This is a genomic window from Pseudomonas sp. FP2196, assembly GCF_030687715.1.
GTDB lineage: Bacteria > Pseudomonadota > Gammaproteobacteria > Pseudomonadales > Pseudomonadaceae > Aquipseudomonas.
Genome location: NZ_CP117445.1, coordinates 4,600,077 through 4,619,546 on the forward strand (window position 1 = coordinate 4,600,077; position 19,470 = coordinate 4,619,546).

The following is a 19,470-nucleotide window of genomic DNA, read 5'->3' on the forward strand; positions in this document are numbered from 1 at the left end:
TGTTCCATAGAAGCACAACCGGAGCACCGTCCCATGAACAGCACTCTCTTGCTTGCAAACGCAATCGCATTAGCCGTTTTGGTGGGCTTCCACTTCATCCCCGAGGGTGCCGAGCCGGTGGCCCAGCGCATGCCGCACTACCTGCAGGTGCAGAGGGCGCCGCAGTTGGCGGTGTTGAGCGATCAGAGCTTCGCGCCGCAAGCGGTGAGCGAGCCTCAGCAGGCTTTGCCAGCACTCGCTACCGAACGTCTGGTTTTTTGAAATATCTTCAGGAGTACAGCATGTCCAAATCAGCAGCAGGATTTCTGATCCTCGCCTTATTGAGTGGCGTCGTGCATTTTTCGCTGTTCGAGGAAACCGAAATCACCCTGCCCTTGGTTGGCTGCGGCGTATTCGCGGTGTTGTTTGTACTGGCGCTAGTTGCCGGGCGCAAGATCAAGTTTGATCCGGTATTGCGTTGATCCTTACCCAATCCAGCAATTGTTTGACGGCGTCAGTCAACGCGCCCGAGTTGTCGATCAGGTGAACAGGTGCATCACTTGATCTCCTGTCCTTGAACAACCCGTTGCGGGCAAGCCTTGCGTCGATCTGGTCAAGCGGTTCTCGGCCGCGTCTGAGTAGGCGCTCACGCAATACATCGTCCTTCACCGTCAACAAAACCGGCAGCAGTGTCGGGTACCGCTCAAGCGCTTGGCGCAGGTTGGCGCGAGAGCCGTTAACCAATACATGCTTTCCGGTTTTCAACCATTCGTCCATTTCCACCGGGATGCCATAGGCCAGTCCATTAGCCTGCCATGCCAGGGAAAAATCACCGCTGCGTTGACGCTTTTCGAATGCTTCTGGCGTGACGCCGATTGCGTCCTCGCCTACTGATTCGGCCGAACGCGTGATCACCCGGCGCATTACCTCGCAATTCAGCGCGCGCAAGGGTTCGCGTGCAGCGTCGATCAGGCTGTCCTTGCCTGAACCGGACGGTCCCATCAGATAAATAAGCCTGCCATCCATCTTGAAAACGCCCCCCGGCCTGCTTCAACGCTAGTAAATCGGCAAATTGCCACTATCCTGTACAGAACAGGATCACGGATCGAACGCCGCATAGGATGCACGTTCTGACGTCTTCGGACATCAATTGATGTGTACCAGGAAGCGAACAATGATGCGGGCGAAGGCAAAGTTTTCAAACCAGTCCGCATTTCTGATAATTGGTGCTGGCATTACGCCTTTACCCGGCTCAATATTTGTCACAGAATTGACGCCAATGATCTGGCAATTTTGAGGCATGATGCGGGCCTCTTAACAATTCAGGTTGAACCATTTGGCGCGGATGCTTGTCCTACCACACATCCTGCGGCCAATCCCGAGAACCGCTCCCCTGAACTAACCGGTTAAATATATGCGCCCATTGAAACAGGCAATTTATTCCAGCCGTACGGCTGACAAGTTCGTCGTACGTCTGCCAGACGGAATGCGTGAACGCATTGCCGAGGTGGCTCGCAATCATCATCGCAGCATGAACTCCGAGATCATTGCGCGCCTTGAGCAGAGTCTTATTCAGGAAGGTGCATTGGGCGAAGAGCTGAGCATGCGCCTGGACAGCCCCGAGCTGTCGTTGCACGAACGCGAGCTGCTGCAACGCTTCCGTCAGCTGTCTCACCGTCAGCAGAACGCATTGGTGTCCTTGATCGCCCACGACGCCGAAATGGCCGCAGACGCATCCTGAGTTACACCGAGCATCTCAAGCCAGCATGATTGCTGGCTTTTTTTTGCCTGGAGTTTGAGTTTTCGCGAACACAAAAAAGCCCGCCGATTGGCGGGCTTTTTGTTTACAGCCGATCAGAGCAGGAAGATGGTCGCCAAACCAAGGAAGATGAAGAAACCACCGCTGTCCGTCATCGCGGTGATCATCACGCTGGCACCCATTGCCGGGTCGCGGCCCATCTTCGCCAAGGTCATCGGGATCAACACCCCCATCAGCGCCGCCAGCAACAAGTTAAGCGTCATCGCCGCCGTCATCACTACGCCCAGTGACCAACTGCCGTAGAGCAGGTAAGCGACCACACCGATCACCCCACCCCAGACCAGACCGTTAATCAGCCCCACGGCCAACTCTTTGCGCATAAGGCGCGAAGTGTTGCCGGTGCTGACCTGATCGAGCGCCATGGCGCGCACAATCATGGTGATCGTCTGGTTACCGGAGTTGCCGCCAATACCCGCCACGATCGGCATCAACGCCGCGAGCGCTACCAGCTTCTCGATCGAGCCCTCAAACAGGCCGATCACCCGGGAAGCGACGAACGCGGTGATCAAGTTGATCGCCAGCCACGCCCAACGGTTGCGAAGGGATTTCCACACGGAAGCGAAGATGTCTTCCTCTTCGCGCAGACCCGCCATGTTGAGGACTTCGCTTTCGCTCTCCTCACGGATCAGGTCAACCATCTCATCGATGGTCAGACGGCCGATCAGCTTGCCGTTCTTGTCGACCACCGGGGCCGAGATCAAGTCGTAACGTTCGAACGCCTGAGCGGCGTCGTAGGCGTCCTCGTCGGGATGGAAGCTCACCGGATCACTGGCCATGACATCGGCCACCTGCTTATCCGGATCGTTGACCAGCAGACGCTTGATCGGCAGCACACCCTTGAGCACGCCGTCGTAATCGACCACGAAGAGTTTGTCGGTGTGACCAGGAAGCTCTTTGAGACGGCGCAGGTAACGCAGAACCACCTCGAGGCTGACATCCTCACGGATCGTCACCATCTCGAAGTCCATCAGCGCACCGACCTGCTCCTCGTCATAGGACAGGGCCGAACGCACGCGCTCGCGCTGCTGGTTATCCAGACTCTCCATCAACTCATGGACGACGTCTCGCGGCAGCTCGGAGGCCAGGTCAGCAAGTTCGTCGGCATCCATGTCCTTGGCGGCAGCCAGGAGCTCGTGATCGTCCATATCGGCGATCAGCGTTTCACGGACGGAGTCGGATACTTCGAGAAGAATGTCGCCGTCGCGATCGGCCTTGACCAGTTGCCAGAGCGTCAGACGGTCGTCCAGCGGCAAGGCTTCAAGAATGTAGGCGACGTCGGCGGAGTGCAGATCATCGAGCTTGCGTTGCAGCTCGACGAGATTTTGCCGGTGAACCAGGTTTTCCACCCGGTCGTGATGCGCGCCTTCCTGGCGATGAGTCAGGTCTTCGACGACCCGTTGACGCTGCAGCAGCTCAACGACTTGAGCCAGGCGATCCTGCAGGCTTTCCTGTGTTTTCTTTACTTCGATTTCAGACATAGGCGAACTCCACTCCCAGCAGCGGGGCACGCCGGAAGGATCAATCAGTCAATTCATGATTGGTAAAACGGGGTACTGAGTAACTACTGGGTAAGTCCATGGAGGTATTCCATAAGCCCCGGCGGGGCTGACGGGCGCAATGATACACCGCCTGACGGTTTTAAACGTTAAAAAATCGTGGCCGAAACAAGCGCTTGCGAAACAAACCTGAGCGTTGTCCTGATCCATGCAGATGCGACGACTCATCCTGAAAAGAAAACACACCGGCAATGAAAAATGTAGCGACTACCCTTGAGCATAGATCGTCATGGAGGACGTCGAATGCCATCGAAAACCACTCGTTTTTTACTCACCAGCCTGCTCTGCCTACCGCCCGCCGGGGCTGCGACCAGCCTTCATCGTTGCGAAGCGCCCGATGGCGGCATAACGTTTACCAGCATGAGCTGTGCGCTCGGCGAGCAACTTTCAGTGCAGGAAGTACACCCCTATTTGCCCGGATCGGTTGTGGCGATCATGCCGGAACACAACCACGAAGAAATATCCGGTATGAAAACCGAAGCTCGAGCGCCGGGCATTGTCGGCCGCAAAGAAGACCCATGCGGAAATCTGATCAATGCCAGACAACGCCGTGAGGCAATAATCAATCAACGCGTGATCTCCGGCATGAGTCAGCAGGACGTCGAAAGCGCGCTAGGCAAACCGGACAAGGTGAATATTCGAACGTCGACGACGAGCTATCGATACGACCTCAAGCGAGGCAGAAGCGCTCAAGTCGATTTTGATGAGAGAGGATGCGTGAAAGGAAAAGCCAAACCCCGGACAGCAAAAAGCCCGCGTTAAACGCGGGCTTTTTGGTATATGGTGCACTCGACAGGATTCGAACCTGTGACCGCTCGGTTCGTAGCCGAGTACTCTATCCAGCTGAGCTACGAGTGCATGTGTGTTTTTAGACCAGATCACAACTGGCTGAAGCAAAGCTACCTGCATTGCTGCAACTAACTCTTAAATGGTGCACTCGACAGGATTCGAACCTGTGACCGCTCGGTTCGTAGCCGAGTACTCTATCCAGCTGAGCTACGAGTGCATTTGTGTTTTTAAACCAGATCACAACTGGCTAAAGCAAAGCCACTTATATTGCTATAAGTAACTCTTAAATGGTGCACTCGACAGGATTCGAACCTGTGACCGCTCGGTTCGTAGCCGAGTACTCTATCCAGCTGAGCTACGAGTGCATTTGTTGCGCCGCATTATAGCCCGTCTAATCTCTATTCCAACCACTTTTTCTAATAAATTCAACAACTTACAGAAAAAGCCAGATTACGACGTACTAAGCAAATAATGGCGGAGAACGGGGGATTCGAACCCCCGACACCCTTTTGAGGTGTACTCCCTTAGCAGGGGAGCGCCTTCGGCCACTCGGCCAGCTCTCCGCAACACGGGGCGTATCTTAACCAACCTTTTCCCCGTTTGCAAACATAAAAATCGATAAAAATTAATGGCTTGGTTCTTCGTCCTTCTCTTTCTTTATACGCAGGTAAATTTCCTCACGGTGCACGGCAACCTCTTTCGGAGCGTTCACACCGATGCGCACTTGATTTCCTTTAACGCCGAGCACGGTCACGGTGATTTCGCCATCACCGATAATCAGGCTTTCTGCGCACCGACGAGTCAGAATCAGCATACCTTTCTCCTCACGCATTTCATTCAGGGACAACAGTCTGCAAAAAAAAGGCACCCGACCTACAACCGGAGCGATCGTAGCCCTACATGCCTGAGTATTGACCAGCGCGAGCAAAAGAACAGTTCAGGGCTCGCGCCATTCAAAAATAAAGGGCGCGGTCAGACCGCGCCCTTCAAGAAACCGAATTACTCGCCCTGACGGGCCGGAGCATCCAGTTCGAAAGCCGTGTGCAGAGCGCGCACGGCCAGTTCCAGATACTTCTCTTCGATCACTACGGAAACCTTGATTTCCGAGGTCGAGATCATCTGGATGTTGATGCTTTCTTTCGCCAGGGATTCGAACATGCGGCTGGCCACGCCTGCATGGGAACGCATGCCGACGCCGACGATCGAGACCTTGGCAATCTTGGTGTCGCCAACCACTTCACGGGCACCGATCTCGCGAGCGGTGTTTTCCAGCACGGTCTGTGCGGCCTGGTAGTCGTTGCGGTGCACGGTGAAGGTGAAGTCGGTGGTGTTATCGTGCGCAACGTTCTGCACGATCATGTCGACTTCGATGTTCGCGGCACTGATCGGGCCGAGAATCTTGAACGCCACACCCGGGGTGTCTGGCACGCCACGGATGGTCAGCTTGGCTTCATCGCGGTTGAAAGCGATGCCGGAAATGATCGGCTGTTCCATGGTTTCCTCTTCATCAATAGTAATGAGGGTGCCCGGACCCTCCTTGAAGCTGTGCAGTACGCGCAGCGGAACGTTGTACTTGCCGGCGAATTCCACCGCACGGATCTGCAACACCTTGGAGCCGAGGCTGGCCATTTCCAGCATCTCTTCGAAGGTAATCTTGTCCAGACGCTGAGCGACCGGCACCACACGCGGGTCGGTGGTATAGACACCATCGACGTCAGTGTAGATCTGGCATTCGTCAGCCTTCAGCGCTGCAGCGAGTGCCACGCCGGTCGTATCGGAACCGCCACGACCCAGCGTAGTGATGTTGCCGTGTTCGTCGACACCCTGGAAACCGGCGACAACGACAACGCGGCCGGCCTTCAGATCACCACGGATCTTCTGGTCATCAATCTGCAAGATACGCGCTTTATTGTGCGCACTGTCCGTCAGGATCCGCACCTGATTACCGGTGTACGACACCGCCGGCACACCGCGCTTGATCAGCGCCATGGCCAACAGGGCAATCGTCACCTGCTCACCGGTGGAAACGATCACGTCCAGTTCACGCGGAACCGGTTGAGTGTCGCCACTGATTTGCTTGGCCAGATCGATCAGACGGTTGGTTTCGCCGCTCATTGCAGACAGCACGACCACCAGGTCATCGCCGGCATCGCGGAATTTCTTAACCTTGTCGGCGACCTGCTCGATTCTCTCGACAGTGCCGACCGAGGTGCCTCCAAATTTCTGTACGATCAAAGCCATTTCAAAGCCGCCTCTGCCCATGAAGGGCGCCCAAATAATCACTCAAACAGCCGTCGGGCCCGCCACTAGACTGCGGGCCCGGCGCGCCGCCTTATAAAGCTTGCTCGACGAATGGAACGGTCAGCGCCAGTGCGCCATCCAGTGCGCCGGCGTCGACACCGCCGCCCTGCGCCATGTCTGGACGACCACCGCCCTTCCCGCCCACTGCCGCAGCAGCCTGTTTCATCAAATCACCGGCTTTGAGTTGGCCAGTCAGGTCTTTGGTTACGCCTGCAACCAGAACGACCTTTTCCTCATGGACACTGCCGAGCAGGATCACTGCGCGGCCGAGTTTGTTTTTCAGCTGATCGACCAGCGCCAGCAACGCCTTGGCGTCCTGACCATCCAGACGTGCGGCCAGAACCTTCACGCCTTTGACGTCCAGCGCCGAGCTCGACAGATCGTCGCCCGCAGCGCTTGCAGCCTTGGCCTGCAACTGCTCGAGTTGCTTTTCCAGCGCACGGTTGCGCTCGAGTACTGCCGACAGCTTGTCGATCAGGTTGTCGCGGCTGCCCTTGACCAGGCTGGCCGCTTCCTTGAGTTGTTCTTCTGCAGCGTTCAAGTAGGCCAGTGCCGCGGCACCGGTGACTGCCTCGATACGACGCACGCCCGATGCCACACCGCCTTCGCTGATGATTTTCAGCAGGCCGATGTCGCCGGTACGGTTGGCGTGGATACCGCCGCACAGTTCGACGGAGAAATCCCCGCCCATGCTGAGCACGCGTACGTTGTCGCCGTACTTCTCGCCGAACAGCGCCATCGCGCCTTTCTGCTTGGCGGTTTCGATGTCGGTTTCTTCGGTTTCAACGGCGGAGTTCTTGCGAATCTCGGCGTTGACGATGTCTTCCAGTGCCTTGATTTGCTCTGGCTTGATCGCTTCAAAGTGGCTGAAGTCGAAGCGCAGACGCTGGCTATCAACCAACGAACCTTTCTGCTGAACGTGCTCGCCCAGCACTTTGCGCAATGCAGCGTGCAGCAAGTGGGTGGCCGAGTGGTTCAGCGCAGTGGCGTGACGCACGTCAGCTTCAACGTGGGTTTCCACCGGAGCGCCAATGATCAGGCTGCCCGAGGCCAGCACACCGTGGTGCAGGAATGCGCCGCCGGTCTTGGTGGTGTCGCGCACGTCGAAACGGCTGTTGCCGGCCTGAATGAAACCGCAGTCGCCGATCTGGCCGCCGGATTCAGCGTAGAACGGCGTCTGATTCAGAACGATCACCGCCTCTTCGCCTTCATTCAAGACGTCGACCGACTGGCCTTCTTTATAGATAGCGACAATTTTGGCGGAGCCGCTGGTGGCTTTATAACCGGTGAATTCGGTGGCTACGTCCACCTTGACCAGCGTGTTGTAGTCCAGGCCGAACGAGCTGGCCGAACGTGCGCGCACGCGCTGGGCTTCCATCTCACGTTCAAAACCGGCTTCGTCGACGGTCAGGCTGCGCTCGCGGGCGATGTCCGCGGTCAGGTCCATCGGGAAACCGTAGGTGTCGTAGAGTTTGAACACGACGTCGCCCGGCACCACGGTGCCTTTGAGTTCGGCCAGATCCTGCTCGAGAATCTTCAGACCGTGTTCCAGGGTCTTGGAGAACTGCTCTTCTTCGGCCTTGAGTACGCGCTCGATATTGCTCTGCTGCTTTTTCAGTTCCGGGAACGCTTCGCCCATCTCGGCGACCAGCGCCGCAACGATCTTGTAGAAAAAGCTGCCCGTGGCGCCGAGCTTGTTGCCGTGACGGCAGGCGCGACGAATGATCCGGCGCAGCACGTAACCACGGCCTTCGTTGGACGGCAGCACGCCGTCGGCGATGAGGAAACCGCACGAACGAATGTGGTCGGACACAACCTTGAGCGAAGACTGGTCGCCATTTTCGCAGCCGATTGCTTCAGCCGAGGCTTTCAGCAGGTTCTTGAACAGGTCGATGTCGTAGTTGGAATTGACGTGCTGCATCACCGCACTGATCCGCTCCAGGCCCATGCCGGTATCCACCGACGGCGCTGGCAACGGATGCAACACGCCATCGGCGGTGCGGTTGAACTGCATGAACACGTTGTTCCAGATCTCGATGTAACGGTCGCCGTCTTCTTCAGGCGAGCCCGGTGGGCCGCCCCAGATGTGGTCGCCGTGATCGTAGAAAATCTCGGTGCACGGACCGCACGGGCCGGTATCGCCCATGGTCCAGAAGTTGTCGGAGGCGTATGGCGCGCCTTTGTTGTCGCCGATGCGGATCATGCGCTCGACTGGCACACCGATTTGCTTGGTCCAGATGTCATAGGCTTCGTCGTCGGAGGCGTAGACGGTGACCCAGAGCTTTTCCTTCGGCAGTTTCAGAACGCCGGTCAGGAAGGTCCAGGCGAAGGTGATCGCGTCGTGCTTGAAATAGTCACCGAAACTGAAGTTACCGAGCATTTCGAAGAACGTGTGGTGACGAGCGGTATAACCGACGTTTTCCAGGTCACTGTTCTTGCCACCGGCGCGCACGCATTTCTGGCTGCTGGTCGCACGGGTGTACGCACGTTTTTCCTGGCCCAGGAAGCAGTCCTTGAACTGGTTCATCCCCGCGTTGGTGAACAGCAGGGTTGGGTCGTTGCCCGGAATCAAAGAGCTGGAGGCTACACGGGTGTGGCCTTGCTCTTCGAAGAAGCGAAGGAAGGCTTCACGGATTTCTGCGCTTTTCATTAGGTTCTTCCACGGAGGCTGCGGCCAAAGGCCTGTGCGAAACGTCAACAGACGAAGCGACGGCAAAGGGCCGCATTATATCGGCCCAGCGCGCGGGGTACAGCGTGTTTATACGATAGAAACGGTCAATTGGACGGCTAACGCTGTCACTTGCGCGAAAACTCGACGAAAGTCGCGATCACTTGCTCGATTTGCGAGCGATTGACGTCCATGTGCGTGACCATGCGCAGGCGTGCGGCGGCGCTCAATTTGATCCCGCGCTCGGCGGCAAATGCCTTGATCGCCTCTGCCTTGTCGCCCATCTGCACATAAACCATGTTGGTCTGCACCGGCTCGACGGTGAAGCCTGCTTCACGCATGCCTTCGGCGAGAAATTGCGCGTTGGCGTGGTCATCCGCCAGACGCTCGACGTTGTGATCCAGCGCGTACAGCCCCGCCGCTGCCAGCAATCCGGCCTGACGCATGCCGCCGCCGACCATTTTGCGCAGGCGACGCGCCTTGCCGATCAACTCGACCGAACCGCACAACACCGACCCCACTGGCGCGCCAAGGCCTTTGGACAGGCACACAGACACCGAATCGAAATGCTGGGTGATTTGCCGGGCATCAACGCCCTGCTTGACGGCCGCGTTGTACAACCGCGCGCCGTCCAGGTGCAGTTGCAAGCCATTGTCCTGCGTGAACTTGCGCGCCCGCGCCAGATACTCCAGCGGCAGCACTTTGCCTTGCATGGTGTTTTCCAGCGCCAGCAATCGCGTCCGGGCAAAGTGGAAATCATCCGGCTTGATCGCGGCGGCAACCTGATCCAGATCCAGCGAGCCGTCGGCCTGCACTTCCAGCGGCTGTGGCTGGATCGAACCAAGCACTGCCGCACCGCCGCCCTCGTACTTATAGGTGTGCGCCTGCTGGCCAACGATGTACTCGTCACCGCGCTCGCAATGCGCCATCAGCCCGAGCAGGTTGCTCATGGTGCCGGTCGGCACAAACAGCGCAGCGGCGAAACCCAGCCGTTTTGCCAGTTCGGCTTCCAGACGATTGACCGTCGGATCTTCGCCGTACACGTCGTCACCGGTGTCCGCCGCGGTCATCGCGTCGAGCATGGCGGGAGTCGGTTGAGTGACGGTGTCGCTGCGAAGATCGATAACGCTCATGAACCTGGCCTCAAGTCAGCAGGGGAAATCCCTTTACGAAGGTGAATTACTGCGGTCATCGCGCCGATTAATCAACCCTTGGCACAGGAAAACAGTTCACAAGTCTTCAAAAAAACCGATAGCAATCATCACAAAGGCGCAATGCGCAGATACAAAATCTGTGTTAAAAACGCTGCGCCGCCCACAAAAGGTCGGCGAAAACGTTCTCAGGGCGGGGTGCAATTCCCCACCGGCGGTAATTGCGCGCAATGCGTATAGCCCGCGAGCGCTTGGCGACGAACACGGCTTCGGCGGTGGATGGCGGCAAGGTCAGCAGACCCGGTGTGATTCCGGGGCCGACGGTCATAGTCCGGATGAAGAGAGAACGGGATTGACGCTAAAGGGCCGTCCGCGTGCATTCGTGCGAGCGTGCGCCCCCTTGAATCCCCTTCGATTCATAACGCCCTGTTTTTCACACAAACAGGAGTCAGAACATGCAACCCACCGCTATCGATAGCAAAAGCAAACACCCTCACGGCGAGCGCGTTGCGTTCATCCAGGCCTGCTGGCACAAGGAAATCGTCGACCAGAGCCGTAAAGGCTTCCTCGCCGAAATGCTCGTTCAGGGTTATCAGGAATCGGACATCGACTTTTTCGAAGTCGGCGGCGCCTTTGAAATGCCCTTGCACGCCAAGCTACTGGCCAAAACCGGTCGTTATGCCGGCATTGTCGCGGCAGCCCTGGTCGTGGACGGCGGCATCTACCGTCACGAGTTCGTTGCCCAGTCGGTGGTCAGCGGCCTGATGCAGGTGCAACTGGAAACCGAAGTACCGGTGTTCTCGGTGTCCCTGACCCCGCATCACTTCCATTCCGGTGAAGAACATCAGAAGTTCTTCTTTGAGCACTTTGTGCACAAGGGCCAGGAAGCGGCGCGGACTTGCGCGGATACGCTGCAGAAGCTTCGTGCGTTGCGCCGTACTGAGCCGCGTGCTGTAGCCGTGTAACGTCGAGTGAGTTTTTGACCTCACTCAAATCAAATGTGGGAGCGAGCCAGCTCGCGAAGAGGGACTGCCAGCCGACGACAAGTTGACTGGTAGACCGCTTTCGCGAGCAGGCTCGCTCCCACATTGGTTTTGTGCCGATTCAGATGTCGCTATCAGGCGAGGTTTTCGTCGCCGGCCGGGACGATCAGGATGCCCGCGCGCAAGCCGTTCTTGACCTTCGGATTGGGGAAGATGATGCGCGCGCCCTCCTCTTCGATGATCCAGCGGGTATTGGCCAGATCTTCGGCCAGCACATAACCCACTTCCAGCTCGGAAAAGTTTTCGATGTCCTGCGGCAGGTTCAGGCGGAACGCATCGCTGTGCTTGATGATTTCCCGCGCCACGCTGAACAGTTGCAAACCGTCCAGGCCTTCCTCGGCGGCCGGCTCGTTGCCTTCGATGATCTGCTTCAGGCGGGTTTCCAGCAGCGACACATTGACCCCGTCGTTCTGCCCGAACGGTCGCGCCTTGCCCAACTCCAGCGTGAAGGCTTCGGCATCGAGCTTGTCGTAGGTGTATGAGCTGAACACGATCGACGGTTTGTTCTGCAACAGCACCGCTTCCATACCCGCAGCGCGCAGGCGTGCCAGTTCGCGCCGGGAATGCTGGCGACCTTCCTTCCACGGGTACAAAGCGAACTGCTCGATCTTCGAACCACGAATCGCCGTGTGCAGGTCATAGTGCAGACGCTGGCGATCCGGCAGGCTGAAGAAACTCGCCGCCAGTCGTTCCAGCTCACAGGCGCGTATGGCTTCAGAACCGCTGGTTTGTTCATGACGGCCGTTGAACAGCCGATTGATGTCCTGCTCGACGAAGCGCTCACCCTTGCGAATCGCTTCCGGGTTGCCGAACAGGAACAGAATTCGTGCGCGCGGCTTCAGATCGCCGCGTGCGATGTCGTGCAGCAGCCGATCAAGCAGCTCGATCGGTGCTGTTTCGTTGCCATGGATGCCCGCCGACAGCAGTAGATCCAGGCCATTGTCGCGTGCTTCGGGTGGCCGGACTTCCAGCGCACCTTCGCTCAACCAGCGCATCCGCACGCCTTCGACAGTCAGTTGAGTCTTCTCCGCCGGTTCGCGGCCGGCGAGGGTCAGTTCAAGCAGTTTGCCGAGGGCGAGCATAGAGCGGTTTCCTTAGTGGTCGTGGTTGCAATCCGGGCCGTGCACGTGGTCTTCGTCGTCGCCGACGTCAGCCGGTTCCATTTCCAGTTGCAGACTTACCAGATTAGTCGCCAATGGGCGCAGCAGCAGGTTGGCGTACTCGGCGTCGCCTTCTTCGACGTCCACGCCGATCAGCAGTTGGCCACGGCCGTCCTGCTGGATCCACAGCTCTTTGCCTTGCCACATGACCGCGACGCGGGTGCACGAGGTTTGCAGTTGCGTGCCGTCGGTGTCTTCAAGGATCAGCTGCAGGGAATCGCTCATGTTTTTACTCTCTTTGGGAGATAAACCGCGCGCCGCGTTCAGGCGACGCGCCGGCCATCAATTGATCTGGAATGGATAAACCGCGCCCAGTTTAAGGATTTGCGTCAGTTCATCCAGTGCCGTCCGGCATTCAAGCAGCAACTGCGGGTCCGCCAGATCGGTTTCGCTCAGGCGGTCGCGGTAGTGCTTTTCAACCCATGCGGTCAACGAACCGTACAACGGGGCCGTCATGATAACGCCTGGGTTGACCGCCGCCAGTTCAGTTTCGTTGAGCGCGACGCGCAGACGCAGGCACGCCGGGCCACCGCCGTTCTGCATGCTTTGCTTGAGGTCGAAGACTTTCACTTCACGGATCAGACCGCCGGAGCTGGTCAGGCTCTGCAAGTAGGCCCACACGCGCTCGTTGGCCTGGCACTCTTGCGGCACGATCAGCAGCATCGAGCCGTCAGGACGCGACAGCAACTGGCTGTTGAACAGATACGAACGCACCGCGTCGTCCACGGTGACCGCCGAACGCGGCACGCAGATCGACTGGAAGTTGCCGCCGACCTTGGCCAGTTTGCCTTGCAACTCGGCCAGCATCTGCTCGGTGTTGAGGAACGCGTCCTCGTGATAGAACAGCGCCTCGCCGTTGCCCACCGCGATCACATCGTTGTGGAACACACCCTGATCGATCACGTTCGGGTTTTGCTGGGCGTAAACCACGCCTTCGTCACGCAGACCGTGCAGACGCGCAACCGCTTGCGAGGCTTCGAGGGTCTGACGGGCCGGGTACTTTTGCGGTGCCGGGAAACGGTTATCGAAAGCACTGCGACCGAACACGAAAAACTCGACACCGGCCTCGCCGTACTCACGGCAGAAACGTGTGTGGTTGGCCGCGCCTTCGTCGCCGAACTGCGCCACCGCCGGCAATGCCGCGTGATGGGCGAAGTGTTGCTGATTGGCGAACATCGCGCCGAGTACACGGCTGGTGGTCGGGTGCTCGATGCTGCGGTGATATTTGCAGTTGAGGTTGGCGGCAGTGAAATGCACGCGACCGTCAGCGGTGTCGGCACTCGGGCTGACCGTGGCGGCGTTGGCCACCCACATGCTCGACGCCGAGCAACTGGCAACCAGCAACGGCATGGCTTCTTTGGCGGCGCGCTCGATTACTTGAGCATCGGTGCCGCTGAAACCCAGGCGGCGCAGCGCAGCCACGTCCGGACGCTCCTGTGGCGCCAGCACACCTTGCTGAAAGCCCATTTCCATCAGCGCTTTCATTTTCGCCAGGCCTTGCAGCGCGGCTTCCTTCGGATTCGAGGATTGCTGGCTGTTGCTCTGGGACGCCACGTTGCCGTAGGACAGACCACCGTAGTTATGGGTCGGCCCCACTAGACCGTCAAAATTGACTTCATAGGATTTCATCAGCGAGGCTCCACGAGAATCTGTTGTTATAGGCTTCAGTAACTAACTGTTCAGTGCGACCGCGTCGCGGCCATCGCGAGCAGGCTCGCTCCCACAGGGAAATGCATTCCAATGTGGGAGCGAGCCTGCTCGCGAATGGGCATCACACCATTTTCACGCCAGGCGTCAGGGCCGCCGGCAACACCAGGCTCGGCGTTTCCAGCGACGCCACCGGGTACGCGCAGTAATCCGCTGCGTAGTAAGCGCTGGCGCGATGGTTGCCCGAGGCACCGACACCGCCGAACGGCGCGCTGCTCGCGGCACCGGTCAGTTGCTTGTTCCAGTTGACGATCCCGGCGCGGCTTTCCAGCCAGAACTGCTGATAGCGATCTTCGGAATCGGACAGCAGACCGGCAGCCAAACCGTAAGCGGTGTCGTTGGCCTCACTGATCGCGTCAGCGAAATCGGTGTAGCGAATCACTTGCAGCAGTGGGCCGAACAGTTCTTCGTCCGGACGCTCGGCCACAGCCGTCACATCAACAATGCCTGGCGTCAGCAGCGCTGATTGCGCCTGCGGCTGAGTCATCTCCAGCAGCGACACGGCGCCGTTGGCCAGCAGATGTTCCTGGGCATCCATCAGCGCTTTCGCCGCACCAAGGGAAATCACCGAGCCCATGAACGGCGCCGGTTGTTGATCGAAAGCGCCGACTTCAATCGTCGCGCTGACTTCAACCAGACGCTTGAGCAGGCTGTCGCCCCACGCGCCTTGCGGCACCAGCAAGCGACGGGCGCAGGTGCAGCGCTGGCCGGCAGAAATGAACGCCGACTGAATGATCGTGTAAACCGCGGCATCCAGATCGGCAACCTGATCGACCACCAGCGGGTTGTTGCCGCCCATTTCCAGCGCCAGGATCTTGTCCGGGCGCCCGGCGAATTGCTGGTGCAGATGATTGCCGGTGCGGCTCGAACCGGTGAAGAACAGACCGTCGATGCCCGGGTTCGCGGCCAGCGCGATGCCGGTTTCGCGAGCGCCTTGCAGCAGGTTCAAGACGCCGGCCGGCAGACCGGCTTCGATCCAGCACTTGACCGTCAGCTCGGCGACTTTCGGGGTCAGTTCGCTTGGCTTGAACAGCACGCTGTTACCGGCCAGCAGCGCCGGCACGATGTGGCCGTTCGGCAAGTGACCCGGGAAGTTGTAAGGGCCGAACACCGCGACCACGCCGTGGGGCTTGTGGCGCAGCACGGCGGTGGCGTCGCCCAGCGGGCCGCTCTTCTCGCCGGTGCGTTCGCGGTAACTCTGTACCGAGATCGCGATCTTGTTGACCATGCTGGTGACTTCAGTCGCGGCTTCCCACAGTGGCTTGCCGGTTTCCTCACCGATGGTGCGGGCCAATTCGTCGGCGTGGTTTTTCAGCGCTGCGGCGAAAGCTTCCAGAACGCTGATGCGATCTTCCAGCGAACGACGTGCCCAGCCCGGAAAAGCCTGACGCGCAGCCTGCACGGCCGACTCGACCTGAGCAGCAGTGGCGCCCTCCCCCGACCACAGCACTTGCTGGGTCACCGGGTTCAGCGATTGAAAGGCTTCGCCCTGACCGGCCAGCCACTCACCTGCGATGTATAGCGAATTCATTATTTCGACTCCCGAGCAGCGGACAACGCCACGGCGCGCACTTGATCGCCAGCGTTGAGTTGAAGGCGTTTGGCGGTCTGCTGATCGACCACCAGAGTGCCGGCGGCCAGACGTGCCGGCGCAGCGGTGATACGGCAGTCTTCGCGCTTGCGGTTATGGATGATGAACGGCGTGGCATCGTCGCCCGGCGTCCCCACGGCCAGCACCAGCGCTTCACTGTCACGCACCGCGCGGATCTTGCTGGTTTCGCATTCGATGGCCGGGCCGGCGTCGAAGATGTCGACGTAGCCCTGATAGCTGAAACCTTCGCTCTTGAGCATGGCCAGCGCCGGCTCGGTGTCCGGGTGAACCTGACCGATGACATTGCGTGCGTCAGGCGACAGAAAGCAGGTGTACAGCGGAAATTTCGGCATCAGTTCAGCGATGAAGGCCTTGTTGCCGACACCGGTCAGGTAATCGGCCTGGCTGAATTCCATCTTGAAGAAGTGCCGGCCCAGACTCTCCCAGAACGGCGAGCGACCGGCTTCATCCGACACACCGCGCATCTCGGCGATGATCTTGTTGCCGAACAGTTCCGGGAACTCGGCGATGAACAGCATGCGCGCCTTGGACAGCATGCGGCCGTTGAGGCCAGTGCGGTAATCGGCGTGCAGGAACAGCGAGCACAGCTCGGAGTTGCCGGTCAGGTCGTTGGCGAGGAACAACGTCGGAATCTCGCGATAGATGTTCAGCTCTTGCGAAGCGCTGACGGTGAGGCCGACACGGAAGTTGTACCAAGGCTCACGCAGACCGACCGCGCCGGCAATGGCGGAAATCCCCACCACGCGACCGTCGTCATCTTCGAGCACGAAAAGGTAATCCGCGTCGCCACGACCGGCTTCGCCGCGAAAGGTCTTCTCGGCCCAGCCGACCCGATGGGTCAGGCGCTCTTCGTTGGCCGGCAATGTGGTCAGGCCGGTGCCGGTGCTGCGGGCCAGGTCGATCAGCGCGGATAAATCGCTGCTGCGTACGGGACGAACAATCATGCTATCTCCTCAAACGGGCCGCCTTCGCCACCCGTGAAACTCGCTAAGGCGTTAAACCGCCACCAGGCGCACGCTGGCACCTTCACCGACGCCCAGGGCTTCGGCCGCTTCCATATCCAGGGTCACCGGTTTGCCAGGCGCGTAGTCCAGCTCAAGCAACACGGCGCGGTAATCCTGCAACTGGGCGTTGGCCACCAGATACTGGCGCCCGGCACCTTTGACCGGCTCGCCGATCTTCACTGGCACAACGCGGCTCTGGGCGATCGAACGGATCCCGGAAACACGCGCATGCAGGGTCGGGCCACCGTCGAAAATGTCGATGTAGTGATCGGTCTCAAAGCCTTCGCGCATCAGGATGTCGAAGGTGATCTGTGCACGCGGGTGCACCTGGCCCATCGCTTCTTGAGCGGAATCCGGCAGCAGCGGCACGTAGATCGGGTAATGCGGCATCAGCTCGGCGAGGAACGTACGGCTTTTCAGCCCGCACAGGCGCTCGGCCTCGGCGTAGTTGAGGTCGAAGAAGTTGCGACCAATGGCGTCCCAGAACGGCGAGTCGCCATTCTCGTCGCTGTAACCGACGATCTCGGTGACCACCGAATCAGCGAAACGCTCCGGGTGGCTGGCAACAAACAGCAGGCGACCACGGGAGTTGAGCTCAGACCACGGCGAACCCACCAACTCACGCTGCACATAGAAACTGGTCAACAAGCTGTTGCCGGTCAGGTCGTGGCATTGCGAAAGCACGTGGATCTTGTTGTGGATCTTCAGCTCGCGGGAGGCGTGTACGAAGGTCTCGTTGCGGAAGCTGTAGAACGGCTCCGAATAACCCGCCGAGGCAACGATGGCCGAGCAGCCGACCAGTTTGCCGGTGGCGGTGTCTTCGAGGACGAAGAAGTAGCTCTCTTCACCGTTGAAGCTCACTTCGGCGGCGAACGAGGCTTCGCTCGCGGCGATCTTGTCGCTCAGACGTTCCACGTCATCCGGCAAGGAAGTGACACCAATCGGGCTGTCCGCAGCCAGACGCTGTACCTCGCCCAGATCAGCCATTTGCGCGGGGCGCATCACCAGCATGGTGTCACTCCTTTTTCTCTTATCAATTCACAGAAAAAACACCGGACCTTGTAGGAGTGAGCCTGCTCGCGATTGCGGTCTGTCAGAAACCAATGAGTCGACTGACATACCGCAATCGCGAGCAGGCTCACGCCTACAGTTGATCGGGTCCGGCATTAAAATTTTGATCGACGCCCGAGAGGTTCGGGCATCGAAAGGTCTATCAAGCTTGGGTCAGTTTTGCAGCAGCGCGCTCGAAGCGGTCCAGGCCGGCATCGATGTCGGCGTCTTCCACCACCAGGCTCGGGGCGAAACGGATTACGTCCGGGCCGGCTTGCAGAATCATCAGGCCTTCTTTTTCAGCGGCGTTGAAGATGTCCTTGGCCTTGCCCTTCCAGGCATCGCTCAGTACGCAACCGATCAGAAGACCAAGGCCACGCACTTGAGTAAACAGGCCGTACTTCTCGCCGATCTGCTCAAGACGGGTCTTGAACTTGTCGTGTTTGGCATTCACGCCGTTCAGCACTTCTGGCGTGTTGATCACGTCGATTACTGCTTCAGCCACTGCGCACGCCAGCGGATTGCCGCCGTAGGTGGTGCCGTGGGTGCCGACGACCAGATGTTTGGCCAGCGCTTCGGTGGTCAGCATCGCCGCGATCGGGAAACCGCCGCCCAGGCTCTTGGCGCTGGTGAGGATGTCCGGGGTCACGCCGTAATGCTGGTAGGCGAACAGCTTGCCGCTGCGGCCCATGCCGGTCTGCACTTCGTCGAACACCAGCAGCGCGTTGTTCGCGTCGCACAGTTCACGGGCACCTTGCAGGTAAGCCAGTTCGGCCGGCAGTACGCCGCCTTCGCCCTGGATCGGTTCCAGCACGACCGCGCAGGTCTTGTCGGAAACCGCGGCTTTCAGCGCCGCCAGGTCGTTGTAAGGGACATGGGTGATACCGGTAATTTTCGGGCCGAAACCGTCGGAGTACTTCGACTGACCACCGACGTTAACGGTGAACAGGGTACGGCCGTGGAAGCTGTTCAGCGCGGCGATGATTTCGTACTTCTCGCTGCCGAAACGGTCGAACGCCACGCGACGGGCCAGCTTGAACGCGGCCTCGTTGGCTTCGGCGCCGGAGTTGCAGAAGAACACGCGCTCGGCGAAGGTTGCGTCGATCAGCTTGTGCGCAAGGCGCAGGGCTGGCTCGTTGGTGAACACGTTGGAAACGTGCCACAGCTTGTTCGCTTGCTCGGTCAAGGCACCGACCAGCGCCGGATGCGCGTGGCCCAATACGTTGACGGCGATGCCGCCGGCGAAGTCGATCAGCTCGCGGCCGGCCTGATCCCAGACGCGGGAACCGGCGCCACGCACCGGAATGAAAGCGGCAGGCGCGTAGTTGGGAACCATTACCTGGTCGAAATCGGCGCGTTGTACCGCAGCGTGCTCAACGGACATCGGAGTCTCCTGATGAGAAGCACCCGCCTGAAACTGGCGAGCTTGGTGAGGATTGTAAGGACAGTTTTCAGCCCGGCCTTGTCGCCAAGCGACAACTTCTTATAGCGCAAACCCCGGATTTTCCCGGGTTTACGGCAATGCGACATATAGCGTCGCAAAGGCGCAGTTTAAACCGGCGCTGCCGATTTGCGGCAGGGCGGCAAGGATATCAATTCAAGACCTTCTCACCGGTATAAATATGTACCGC

Annotated in this window: 18 protein-coding genes, 4 tRNA genes and 1 riboswitch; of the genes, 5 read left to right on the plus strand and 17 right to left on the minus strand. The window is 59.1% G+C overall.

Features of this window, described 5'->3' with window-relative positions; all coding sequences use genetic code 11:
- Window positions 1-33: 33 nt before the first annotated feature.
- Window positions 34-261 (plus strand): hypothetical protein, encoded by a 228-nt coding sequence (locus tag PSH79_RS20595; RefSeq protein WP_305439312.1) that lies wholly within the window; start codon window positions 34-36, stop codon window positions 259-261.
- A gap of 20 nt (window positions 262-281) precedes the next feature.
- On the plus strand, window positions 282-461 hold the full coding sequence (locus PSH79_RS20600) for a PA3371 family protein (protein ID WP_103304098.1): 180 nt from the start codon (window positions 282-284) through the stop codon (window positions 459-461).
- Here the strand turns inward: PSH79_RS20600 and phnN are convergent.
- Window positions 436-1,005 carry a phosphonate metabolism protein/1,5-bisphosphokinase (PRPP-forming) PhnN gene (gene phnN / locus PSH79_RS20605; protein WP_305439314.1) on the minus strand — a complete coding sequence of 190 codons (570 nt, stop codon included), beginning with the start codon at window positions 1,003-1,005 and terminating at the stop codon, window positions 436-438. The genes PSH79_RS20600 and phnN overlap by 26 nt on opposite strands.
- Before the next feature lie 388 nt (window positions 1,006-1,393).
- Between phnN and PSH79_RS20610 the strand changes: the two genes are divergently transcribed.
- Window positions 1,394-1,720 carry an Arc family DNA-binding protein gene (locus PSH79_RS20610; protein ID WP_003178899.1) on the plus strand — a complete coding sequence of 109 codons (327 nt, stop codon included), beginning with the start codon at window positions 1,394-1,396 and terminating at the stop codon, window positions 1,718-1,720.
- A 113-nt stretch (window positions 1,721-1,833) separates the two neighbouring features.
- Here PSH79_RS20610 and mgtE read toward each other — a convergent pair whose 3' ends face one another.
- Window positions 1,834-3,276, minus strand: a complete 1,443-nt coding sequence (gene mgtE, locus PSH79_RS20615; protein ID WP_305439315.1) for a magnesium transporter — start codon at window positions 3,274-3,276, stop codon at window positions 1,834-1,836.
- Window positions 3,277-3,597: 321 nt separating this feature from the next.
- Between mgtE and PSH79_RS20620 the strand changes: the two genes are divergently transcribed.
- Window positions 3,598-4,116, plus strand: coding sequence for a cell envelope protein SmpA (locus PSH79_RS20620; protein ID WP_305439316.1), 519 nt, complete (start codon window positions 3,598-3,600; stop codon window positions 4,114-4,116).
- 19 nt (window positions 4,117-4,135) lie between these two features.
- Here the strand turns inward: PSH79_RS20620 and PSH79_RS20625 are convergent.
- From PSH79_RS20625 to ltaE, 8 genes are all read right to left on the minus strand, one after another.
- Window positions 4,136-4,212, minus strand: a tRNA-Arg gene (locus tag PSH79_RS20625).
- Window positions 4,213-4,283: 71 nt separating this feature from the next.
- Window positions 4,284-4,360: transfer RNA gene (locus tag PSH79_RS20630), tRNA-Arg, on the minus strand.
- A 71-nt stretch (window positions 4,361-4,431) separates the two neighbouring features.
- Window positions 4,432-4,508, minus strand: a tRNA-Arg gene (locus PSH79_RS20635).
- A gap of 107 nt (window positions 4,509-4,615) precedes the next feature.
- A tRNA-Ser gene (locus tag PSH79_RS20640) sits at window positions 4,616-4,706 on the minus strand.
- A 62-nt stretch (window positions 4,707-4,768) separates the two neighbouring features.
- Complete coding sequence (gene csrA, locus PSH79_RS20645) at window positions 4,769-4,957, minus strand: carbon storage regulator CsrA (RefSeq protein WP_002554426.1); 189 nt, start codon at window positions 4,955-4,957, stop codon at window positions 4,769-4,771.
- A 185-nt stretch (window positions 4,958-5,142) separates the two neighbouring features.
- The gene (locus PSH79_RS20650; protein WP_007919332.1) at window positions 5,143-6,384 is read right to left on the minus strand and encodes an aspartate kinase; all 1,242 of its coding nucleotides are present in this window, start codon (window positions 6,382-6,384) and stop codon (window positions 5,143-5,145) included.
- Between the two features lie 91 nt (window positions 6,385-6,475).
- Window positions 6,476-9,094: an alanine--tRNA ligase gene (gene alaS, locus PSH79_RS20655; protein WP_305439317.1), complete on the minus strand. Its 2,619-nt coding sequence runs from the start codon at window positions 9,092-9,094 to the stop codon at window positions 6,476-6,478.
- Between the two features lie 146 nt (window positions 9,095-9,240).
- The gene (gene ltaE / locus PSH79_RS20660; RefSeq protein WP_305439318.1) at window positions 9,241-10,245 is read right to left on the minus strand and encodes a low-specificity L-threonine aldolase; all 1,005 of its coding nucleotides are present in this window, start codon (window positions 10,243-10,245) and stop codon (window positions 9,241-9,243) included.
- Between the two features lie 198 nt (window positions 10,246-10,443).
- Window positions 10,444-10,615: riboswitch (FMN riboswitch) on the plus strand.
- Window positions 10,616-10,718: 103 nt separating this feature from the next.
- Here ltaE and PSH79_RS20665 point away from each other — a divergent pair.
- Window positions 10,719-11,228: a 6,7-dimethyl-8-ribityllumazine synthase gene (locus tag PSH79_RS20665; protein ID WP_305439319.1), complete on the plus strand. Its 510-nt coding sequence runs from the start codon at window positions 10,719-10,721 to the stop codon at window positions 11,226-11,228.
- Between the two features lie 152 nt (window positions 11,229-11,380).
- Here the strand turns inward: PSH79_RS20665 and astE are convergent, their stop codons facing one another.
- From astE to PSH79_RS20700, 7 genes are all read right to left on the minus strand, one after another.
- A complete protein-coding gene (gene astE / locus PSH79_RS20670) occupies window positions 11,381-12,388 on the minus strand; it encodes a succinylglutamate desuccinylase (RefSeq protein WP_305439320.1) in 1,008 nt (335 codons plus the stop codon).
- 12 nt (window positions 12,389-12,400) lie between these two features.
- On the minus strand, window positions 12,401-12,691 hold the full coding sequence (locus PSH79_RS20675) for a hypothetical protein (protein ID WP_016983958.1): 291 nt from the start codon (window positions 12,689-12,691) through the stop codon (window positions 12,401-12,403).
- A 57-nt stretch (window positions 12,692-12,748) separates the two neighbouring features.
- Complete coding sequence (astB, locus tag PSH79_RS20680; protein WP_187679280.1) at window positions 12,749-14,095, minus strand: N-succinylarginine dihydrolase; 1,347 nt, start codon at window positions 14,093-14,095, stop codon at window positions 12,749-12,751.
- Window positions 14,096-14,237: 142 nt separating this feature from the next.
- Complete coding sequence (astD, locus tag PSH79_RS20685; protein ID WP_305444032.1) at window positions 14,238-15,707, minus strand: succinylglutamate-semialdehyde dehydrogenase; 1,470 nt, start codon at window positions 15,705-15,707, stop codon at window positions 14,238-14,240.
- Window positions 15,704-16,729 carry an arginine N-succinyltransferase gene (gene astA / locus PSH79_RS20690; RefSeq protein WP_305439321.1) on the minus strand — a complete coding sequence of 342 codons (1,026 nt, stop codon included), beginning with the start codon at window positions 16,727-16,729 and terminating at the stop codon, window positions 15,704-15,706. The genes astD and astA overlap by 4 nt, the downstream gene beginning before the upstream one ends.
- A 51-nt stretch (window positions 16,730-16,780) precedes the next feature.
- On the minus strand, window positions 16,781-17,800 hold the full coding sequence (gene aruF / locus PSH79_RS20695; RefSeq protein WP_100847631.1) for an arginine/ornithine succinyltransferase subunit alpha: 1,020 nt from the start codon (window positions 17,798-17,800) through the stop codon (window positions 16,781-16,783).
- Window positions 17,801-18,002: 202 nt separating this feature from the next.
- A complete protein-coding gene (locus tag PSH79_RS20700; RefSeq protein ID WP_201228159.1) occupies window positions 18,003-19,223 on the minus strand; it encodes an aspartate aminotransferase family protein in 1,221 nt (406 codons plus the stop codon).
- Window positions 19,224-19,470 lie beyond the last annotated feature (247 nt).

What these genes read in the sequence shown, in the direction of transcription:
- ltaE (WP_305439318.1), bottom strand. Translation starts at nt 10,245, where the DNA reads ATGAGCGTTATCGATCTTCGCAGCGACACCGTCACTCAACCGACTCCC.
- PSH79_RS20620 (WP_305439316.1), top strand. Translation starts at nt 3,598, where the DNA reads ATGCCATCGAAAACCACTCGTTTTTTACTCACCAGCCTGCTCTGCCTA.
- phnN (WP_305439314.1), bottom strand. Translation starts at nt 1,005, where the DNA reads ATGGATGGCAGGCTTATTTATCTGATGGGACCGTCCGGTTCAGGCAAG.
- PSH79_RS20610 (WP_003178899.1), top strand. Translation starts at nt 1,394, where the DNA reads ATGCGCCCATTGAAACAGGCAATTTATTCCAGCCGTACGGCTGACAAG.
- PSH79_RS20600 (WP_103304098.1), top strand. Translation starts at nt 282, where the DNA reads ATGTCCAAATCAGCAGCAGGATTTCTGATCCTCGCCTTATTGAGTGGC.
- PSH79_RS20700 (WP_201228159.1), bottom strand. Translation starts at nt 19,223, where the DNA reads ATGTCCGTTGAGCACGCTGCGGTACAACGCGCCGATTTCGACCAGGTA.
- PSH79_RS20650 (WP_007919332.1), bottom strand. Translation starts at nt 6,384, where the DNA reads ATGGCTTTGATCGTACAGAAATTTGGAGGCACCTCGGTCGGCACTGTC.
- PSH79_RS20675 (WP_016983958.1), bottom strand. Translation starts at nt 12,691, where the DNA reads ATGAGCGATTCCCTGCAGCTGATCCTTGAAGACACCGACGGCACGCAA.
- alaS (WP_305439317.1), bottom strand. Translation starts at nt 9,094, where the DNA reads ATGAAAAGCGCAGAAATCCGTGAAGCCTTCCTTCGCTTCTTCGAAGAG.
- astA (WP_305439321.1), bottom strand. Translation starts at nt 16,729, where the DNA reads ATGATTGTTCGTCCCGTACGCAGCAGCGATTTATCCGCGCTGATCGAC.
- mgtE (WP_305439315.1), bottom strand. Translation starts at nt 3,276, where the DNA reads ATGTCTGAAATCGAAGTAAAGAAAACACAGGAAAGCCTGCAGGATCGC.
- aruF (WP_100847631.1), bottom strand. Translation starts at nt 17,800, where the DNA reads ATGCTGGTGATGCGCCCCGCGCAAATGGCTGATCTGGGCGAGGTACAG.
- astB (WP_187679280.1), bottom strand. Translation starts at nt 14,095, where the DNA reads ATGAAATCCTATGAAGTCAATTTTGACGGTCTAGTGGGGCCGACCCAT.
- csrA (WP_002554426.1), bottom strand. Translation starts at nt 4,957, where the DNA reads ATGCTGATTCTGACTCGTCGGTGCGCAGAAAGCCTGATTATCGGTGAT.
- astE (WP_305439320.1), bottom strand. Translation starts at nt 12,388, where the DNA reads ATGCTCGCCCTCGGCAAACTGCTTGAACTGACCCTCGCCGGCCGCGAA.
- PSH79_RS20665 (WP_305439319.1), top strand. Translation starts at nt 10,719, where the DNA reads ATGCAACCCACCGCTATCGATAGCAAAAGCAAACACCCTCACGGCGAG.
- PSH79_RS20595 (WP_305439312.1), top strand. Translation starts at nt 34, where the DNA reads ATGAACAGCACTCTCTTGCTTGCAAACGCAATCGCATTAGCCGTTTTG.